We start from the raw sequence: 7,596 nt of genomic DNA, 5'->3' as shown, positions 1-7,596 counted from the left end.
TCGCGACCAATTGATTCAGGTCTTCCTGAACCTGGTCAAGAACGCCTCCGAGGCTGTGCCGGACGAAGGCGGGGAAATCATTTTGTCCACCGGCTATCAGCACGGCGTCCGTCTGGCCCTGCCGGGCGGCAACGAAGCCAAGCGCCATCTGCCGCTGGTGGTCAGTATTCAAGATAACGGTCCCGGAATCCCCGACGATCTGCGCCCCAATCTGTTCGATGCCTTCGTTACTACCAAAACCACCGGAACCGGGTTGGGATTGGCGCTGGTGGCGAAAATCGTCGGCGATCATGGCGGCGTGATCGAGTTCGACAGTCAACCCCGGCGGACGGTCTTCCGGGTGTTGCTGCCGATGGTCCAGGACGGCGAAAGCAAGGAAAGCGAATGACCATGGCTACCCCTGCCACCATTTTGGTGGCTGACGACGATCGTGGTATCCGCACCGTGCTGTCCCAGGCTCTGGGCCGGGTCGGCTACGACGTGCGGACGACCGGAAACGCTTCGACCTTGTGGCGCTGGGTGTCGGAAGGCGAGGGCGATCTCGTTATCACTGACGTGGTGATGCCCGACGAGAATGGGCTCGATCTGCTGCCCCGGATCAAGAAAATCCGCCCCGATCTGCGGATCATCGTGATGAGCGCCCAGAACACCTTGTTGACGGCGGTCAAGGCGACCCAACGCGGCGCGTTCGAATACATGCCCAAGCCGTTCGACCTCAAGGAATTGGTCGCGGTAGTCAGTCGGGCGTTGTCGGCACCGCGTGCCGCCTCGTCCGACGCCGCCTTGGACGAAGACGAAGAGAAATTGCCGCTGATCGGCCGCTCTTCGGCGATGCAGGAAATCTATCGGACCCTGGCCCGGCTGATGGGAACCGACCTAACGGTGATGATTACCGGCGAGTCCGGAACCGGCAAGGAACTTGTCGCCCGCGCTTTGCATGATTACGGCAAGCGCCGCAACGGCCCCTTCGTTGCGATCAACATGGCGGCGATTCCGCGCGAACTGATCGAAAGCGAATTGTTCGGCCACGAGAAAGGCGCGTTTACCGGCGCGACCCAACGAGCCGCCGGACGGTTCGAACAAGCCGAGGGCGGGACGCTGTTTCTCGATGAAATCGGCGATATGCCGCCCGAGGCGCAGACCCGGTTGCTGCGAGTGTTGCAGGAAGGCGAGTACACCACCGTCGGCGGACGGGTGCCGATCCGCGCCAACGTCCGCATCGTCGCCGCCACCCACCGCGATCTGACTCAGCTGATCCGTCAGGGCATGTTCCGCGAAGATCTGTTCTATCGCCTCAACGTGGTGCCGATCCGCCTGCCGCCGTTGCGCGAACGGGGCGAGGATATTCCCGAGCTGATCCGCCACTTCCTGGCTCAGGCCGGGTCCGAGGGGCTGCCTGCCAAGACGATCGATTCCCAGGCGATGGAACGGCTGAAGCGACATCGCTGGCCCGGTAATGTCCGCGAGCTGGAAAATCTGGTTCGCCGTCTGGCCGCGCTCTACTCCCAGGAAGTGATCGGGATCGACGTGATCGAGGCCGAACTGGCCGGAGGTGCGCCGCCGTCCGACATGATCGGGGCCGGGATTGAGGGTGAGGGGTTGTCGGCGACGGTCGAACGTCACCTGCGCGATTATTTCGCCAATCACGGCGACGGGCTGCCCCCGGCCGGAGTCTATGACCGGGTGGTCCGCGAGGTCGAGAAGCCGCTGATTTCATTGGCTCTGGAGGCGACTCGCGGCAACCAGATCAAGGCGGCGCAGTTGCTGGGGCTCAACCGAAACACGTTGCGCAAGAAAATCCGTGACCTGGAATTGCAGGTCAGCCGCACCCTGAAATGACGAAAGGCGAGGCGATGGCGCCGGAACAACCCGAGTCCGCCCGTCGTTTCGGTTCGTGGCTCAGACAAACCGATCTGCCGCATCTGCTGGCCTATGGGTTGACCCTGGCCACGGTGCCATCGGTGATCGCCACGATCTGGGTTCTGGCCGATGCCGGGATCGCCCAGCCCGATCCCCACACCGTGCAGATCCTGCTCGGGCTCGATTGCGTTCTGCTGCTGGCGCTGGGCGCGGTGGTCGGGTTCCGGGTGCTCGAAGTCATGCGGGCCCGACGCAGCGGATCGTCGGGATCGCGGCTCCATTTGCGCTTTATCGTGCTGTTCGCGCTGGTGGCGGTAACGCCGTCAGCGCTGATGTCGGTCGGATCGGCGGTCTTCTTCCGCTATGGGCTGGAAAGCTGGTTCTCGGAGCGGGTCCGCACCGCGCTTCAGGCATCGCTTGAGGTCGCTCACGCGTATCTGGAAGAGCACAAGCAGATCATCGGCGGCGATGCCTTGGCGATGGCCAACGACATCAACCGCGAGGGGCCGATGCTGATGCGCTCGCCTCAGCATTTTTCCCAATTCGTCGCGACCCAGGCGGCGGTGCGCGGTCTGACCGAAGCGATCGTGTTTGACGGACGCGGAACGATCCTGGCCCGGGCCGGGCTGATCTTCGCTGTCGAGGCCAATATCGATCAAATCCCGCCCTGGGCGTTCGAGAAAGCGCGGGCTGGCGACGTCGCGGTGCTGACCGGCGGCGGCGAGGACCGGGTGCGGGCGCTGGTTCAGGTCCCCGGCCTGTTCGGCGACACCTTCCTGTTCGTCGGCCGCTTTGTCGATCCCAAGGTCATCGGCCATATGGAGAAGACCTCGGAGGCGGTGGAGCAGTATGAGCGTCTGGAAGGTCGCCGATCCGGACTGGAAACTGCGTTCTCGCTGGTGTTCGGAATGGTCGCCTTGCTGCTGGTTCTGACCTCGGTGCGGGTCGGGCTGATGATGGCGACGCGGCTGGCAACGCCGATCGTCCGATTGATCGATGCGGCCGAACGGGTCCGCTCCGGCGATCTCGACGCCCGCGTCAGCGAGGAGAACACCGCCGACGAGGTCGGGCTGTTATCGCGTGCTTTCAATCGGATGACTGATCAGCTTTCCAGCCAGCGTCAGGATTTGATGGATGCCAATCGCGAGTTGGACGAACGCCGTCGCTTTACCGAAACGGTGCTGGAGGGGGTGTCGGCCGGGGTGATCGGTCTCGACCGCCTGGGACGGATTCATCTGCCCAACCGCTCGGCCAGCGAATTGGTCGGACTGGCGTTGGAAGACCATATCGGCGAAGATCTTCATCAGGTTCTCCCCGAACTGGCCGAGGCGGTCGATGAGGTCGCCCGCCGTCCCGACCGGCTGCTTCAGCGCGAGGTGAGGCTGTCGCCCCCAGGCGAGCGCTCGCGTATCTTGCTGGTCAGTGTTGCCGCCGAAAATCTCGACGGCGAAACCGTCGGCTTCGTCGTCACCTTCGATGACATCACCGAACTGGTCTCGGCCCAGCGCAAGGCGGCCTGGGCCGATGTCGCCCGGCGGATCGCCCACGAGATCAAGAATCCGCTGACGCCGATCCAATTGGCGGCCGAGCGACTGAAACGCAAATATTTGAAGGAGATCGGGAGCGATCCTGATACCTTCGTTCAATTGACCGACACCATCGTCCGTCAGGTGGGGGATATCGGGCGGATGGTTGATGAATTCTCGTCCTTCGCCCGGATGCCTGCTCCGCAGATGAAGGCGGACGATCTGGCCAACATTTGCCGTCAGGCGATGTTCCTGCAACGAAACGGAGCTCCCGAGATCGCCTTCGTCAATCAGATTCCCGATCAGGCGGTGCCGATCGTCGCCGATGGGCGGCTGATCGGTCAGGCCTTGACCAATCTTCTGAAGAACGCGGTCGAGGCGGTGCGGGGCCGTGACGATCAGTCGATTCCCGGCCGGATCGTGATGCGGCTGTTGCAGGAGCCGGAGCGGACCCTGGTCGAGGTTGAAGACAATGGCCGCGGATTGCCGCGGGAAAATCGTGAACGGCTGACCGAGCCCTATGTCACCACCCGGGCCAAGGGGACCGGATTAGGTCTTGCCATCGTTAAGAAGATCATGGAAGACCATGGGGGTGATCTGTATCTTGAAGACGCGCCGGAAGGGGGGCGCGGGTCGGTCTGATCTTTCCGGCAACCGAGCCGCCACCATCCCAATCCTCCGGTGACAAGACGGTAGTTCATGGCGCATGACATCCTGATCGTCGACGATGAGGCCGATATTCGTGTCCTTATCGCCGGTATTCTTGAGGACGAGGGGCACAGCACCCGCGAGGCCGCTAACGCCGATGAGGCGCTGGAGCGTATTCGTGCCCGTCGGCCCTCTTTGGTGATCCAAGACATCTGGCTTCAGGGGTCGCGCCTTGACGGCCTTGGCGTGCTTGACGAGATCAAGCGCGAGCATCCCGACGTTCCTGTGGTGATGATCTCAGGTCACGGCACCATCGAGACCGCCGTTCAGGCGATCAAGCAAGGTGCCTATGATTTCATCGAGAAGCCGTTCAAGGCCGACCGGTTGCTGCTGGTGGTTGACCGCGCCATCGAATCCGCCCGGCTGAAGCGCGAGAACCGCGAGTTGCGGGTCCGCTCCGGCTCGACCGGAGATCTCGTCGGCGTTTCTCCCGCCATTGCCCAGATTCGCCAGACGATCGAGCGGGTCGCGCCGACAAACTCGCGGGTGTTGATTACCGGCCCGGCCGGTTCGGGGAAGGAAGTGGCGGCGCGGATGATCCACGCCCATTCCCGCCGTGCCGAAGGCCCGTTTGTTGTCGTCAATTGCGCGGCGATGCATCCGGACCGGATGGAGATCGAATTGTTCGGGACCGAGCATGGTGCCGACGGTCCAAGCTCTCCGCGCAAAATCGGCACGTTCGAGCAGGCCCATGGTGGCACGCTGCTGCTGGACGAGGTGGCCGACATGCCGCTGGAGACCCAGGGCAAGATCGTCCGTGTCCTTCAGGACCAGACCTTTGAACGGGTTGGCGGCGGCAAGCGGGTCGAGGTCGATGTCCGGGTCATCGCGACCACCAACCGCGATCTGCCATCCGAAATGGTTGCCGGACATTTCCGCGAGGATCTGTTCTATCGCCTGAACGTCGTGCCGATCCGGATGCCTGCGTTGCGTGACGGCAAAGAGGATATTCCGCTCTTGGCCCGTCAGTTCATGCAACTGGCAGCGCAGTTGGCCGGGGTGCCGCCGCGTCCTCTGGGCGAGGACGCCCTGGCTGCGCTTCAGGCTTATGACTGGCCGGGCAATGTCCGCCAGTTGCGTAATGCGATCGACTGGCTGCTGATTATGGCGCCCGGCGATTGGCGCGAGCCGGTGCGGGCCGATATGCTGCCGAGCGAGATCGGCGCGATCACGCCGACCGTTCTGCGCTGGGAAAAATCGAGCGAGATCATGACGCTTCCCTTGCGTGAGGCGCGCGAATTGTTTGAGCGGGAATATCTGTTGGCCCAGGTCAATCGTTTCGCGGGGAATATTTCCCGCACCGCCGCCTTTGTCGGCATGGAGCGGTCGGCTCTGCACCGGAAGCTGAAGCTTCTCGGCATCAATACCGACGAAAAGGTGCGTTAGCGATGAAGGTCATCGTCTGTGGGGCTGGGCAGGTCGGCTTCAACATTGCCCATTACCTTGCCAGCGAAAATAACGACGTCACCGTGATCGACCAGCGGCCCGATCTGCTGCGCAAGATCGGCGACACATTGGACGTTCAGGTCGTTTCGGGCTTTGCCTCGCATCCGGCGGTGCTGGAGCAGGCCGGAGCCGCCGACGCCAACATGCTGATCGCGGTGACTGCCGCCGATGAGGTCAACATGGTGGCCTGTCAGGTGGCGCATTCGCTGTTCAAAGTGCCGACCAAGATCGCCCGCATTCGCAGCCAGAGCTATCTCCAGCCGATCTGGTCGAACCTGTTCACCCGCGAACATTTGCCGATCGACGTCATCATCAGCCCCGAGATCGAGGTCGCCCGCGCCATCACCCGCAGGCTTCAGGTTCCCGGTGCGATCGATGTCATTCCGCTGGCCAACGACCGGGTCCGCCTGATCGGGGTGCGCTGCACCAGCCAGTGCCCGCTGATCAATACGCCGTTGCGTCAGCTCACCGTGCTGTTTCCCGATCTGGCGATCGTCATTATCGGCATCGTCCGTGATGGTAAGGCGATTGTTCCGGATTCCGAGGACCAGATGTTGGAAGGCGACGAGGTTTATTTCGTCGTCGATACCGGCCATGTCGAACGGGCGATGGCCGCCTTTGGCCGTGAAGATCAGGAAGCGCGGCGTATCCTGGTGCTGGGTGGCGGCAATATCGGCCTGTTCCTGGCCCAGCAGCTTGAAGCGGCTCATCCCAACACCACGATCAAGGTGATCGAGATCGACAAGGACCGCGCCGAACTGGTCGCCCGCAGCCTGACCCGCTCGGTGGTGATCAATGGCGATGTCCTTGATGGCGAGATTTTGAAGGAAGCTTCGGTTGCTGCCGCCGAAGCGGTGGTCGCGGTGACCAATGACGACGAGACCAACATTCTCGCCAGTCTGCTGGCCAAGCGCTATGGCTGCCGCCGCACCATGGCTCTGATCAACAAAACCGATTACGGCGCGCTGGTCGCCCCGCTGGGGATCGACGTGGTGATTTCGCCCCGCGCCATCACCGTTTCCAACATTCTTCAGCACGTTCGGCGCGGTCGTATTCATGGCGTTCACTCGCTGCATGAAGGCTTCGGCGAGTTGATCGAGGCTGATGCGCTCGAAACCTCCTCTCTGGTCGGCAAGCCGTTGCGTGACGTCCGCCTTCCCGCCGGGGTTCTGCTTGGCGCGATTGTCCGCGGCGGCCGGGTGATTTCGCCGCGCGGTGCCACCGTGGTTCAGGCGGGCGACCGGGTGATTTTGTTTGCCGCCGCCGAGGCGGTCGAGAAAGTGGAAAAGATGTTCTCTGTCCGGTTGGAATTCTTTTGATGCCGTTATCCTTGCCCCAGCCGCGTGGGCTGGTGTTCGATTGGGACGATACCCTGGTCGATTCCTGGCTGTGTATCCAGAAAACCTACAACGCCACCTTCCGCCATTTCGGCCTGCCCGAATGGAGCATGGAGCAAACCAAGGGACAGGTCGCCGCCTCGATGCGCGACTCGTTTCCACAGATGTTCGGCGAACGCTGGCCCGAGGCGCGTGAGGTGTTCAGCGCCGCCTTTGCCGAAATTCACCTCGATCATCTCGTTCCGCTGCCGGGTGCCGCCGCTCTGCTCGACGCGCTGGCCGAGACGAGGCTGGTTCTGGCGGTGGTCAGCAACAAGCGCGGCAATTTCCTGCGTAAGGAAGCCGAGGCATTGGGCTGGACCGGCTATTTCAGCCGTCTGGTCGGAGCCGAGGATGCCGAGGCCGATAAGCCCGATCCCGCCTCGGTGCGGTTGGCACTGGACGGTACCGGGCTCGATCTTGGTCGCGATGTGTGGTTCATCGGCGATTCGCCGGTCGATATTCTCTGTGCGGACAAGTCCGGGTGCAGTTCGGTGCTGTTGCGGCCCGAGGCTCCCCGTCCCGGTGAGTTCTCGGTGGCTCCCGACCGGGTGCTGGGCGATTGCCGGGCTCTGGGCGATTTGCTGTGTGAACTATCGGTTCCCATCGCGCCGAAATGGTGATAACGAAAGAGATAATCGAACGATTCCATCGGTTTCGCTTCGATTAATCCAAACGGG

6 protein-coding genes are annotated in these 7,596 nt (G+C 62.6%); all 6 read left to right on the top strand.

The window, feature by feature from the left end; genetic code table 11:
- On the top strand, window positions 1-388 hold a 388-nt coding region (locus K678_RS04620), incomplete at its 5' end, for an ATP-binding protein (RefSeq protein ID WP_021131297.1).
- On the top strand, window positions 385-1,839 hold the full coding sequence (gene ntrC, locus K678_RS04615) for a nitrogen regulation protein NR(I) (protein WP_081673161.1): 1,455 nt from the start codon (window positions 385-387) through the stop codon (window positions 1,837-1,839). The genes K678_RS04620 and ntrC, both read left to right, overlap by 4 nt.
- 14 nt (window positions 1,840-1,853) lie before the next feature.
- Window positions 1,854-4,028: a sensor histidine kinase NtrY-like gene (locus K678_RS04610; RefSeq protein WP_021131295.1), complete on the top strand. Its 2,175-nt coding sequence runs from the start codon at window positions 1,854-1,856 to the stop codon at window positions 4,026-4,028.
- Window positions 4,029-4,085: 57 nt separating this feature from the next.
- Complete coding sequence (gene ntrX, locus K678_RS04605) at window positions 4,086-5,480, top strand: nitrogen assimilation response regulator NtrX (RefSeq protein ID WP_021131294.1); 1,395 nt, start codon at window positions 4,086-4,088, stop codon at window positions 5,478-5,480.
- A gap of 2 nt (window positions 5,481-5,482) precedes the next feature.
- Window positions 5,483-6,859: a Trk system potassium transporter TrkA gene (gene trkA, locus K678_RS04600; protein ID WP_021131293.1), complete on the top strand. Its 1,377-nt coding sequence runs from the start codon at window positions 5,483-5,485 to the stop codon at window positions 6,857-6,859.
- Complete coding sequence (locus K678_RS04595) at window positions 6,859-7,539, top strand: HAD family hydrolase (RefSeq protein ID WP_021131292.1); 681 nt, start codon at window positions 6,859-6,861, stop codon at window positions 7,537-7,539. Before trkA ends, K678_RS04595 begins: the two co-directional genes overlap by 1 nt.
- Window positions 7,540-7,596 lie beyond the last annotated feature (57 nt).

The organism is Magnetospirillum fulvum MGU-K5 (assembly GCF_000442515.1).
In the GTDB taxonomy this organism is placed as follows: Bacteria; Pseudomonadota; Alphaproteobacteria; order Rhodospirillales; family Magnetospirillaceae; genus Phaeospirillum; species Phaeospirillum fulvum_B.
The sequence above is the reverse complement of the archived record's forward strand: the minus strand, read 5'-3'. Positions and strand labels throughout refer to the sequence as shown.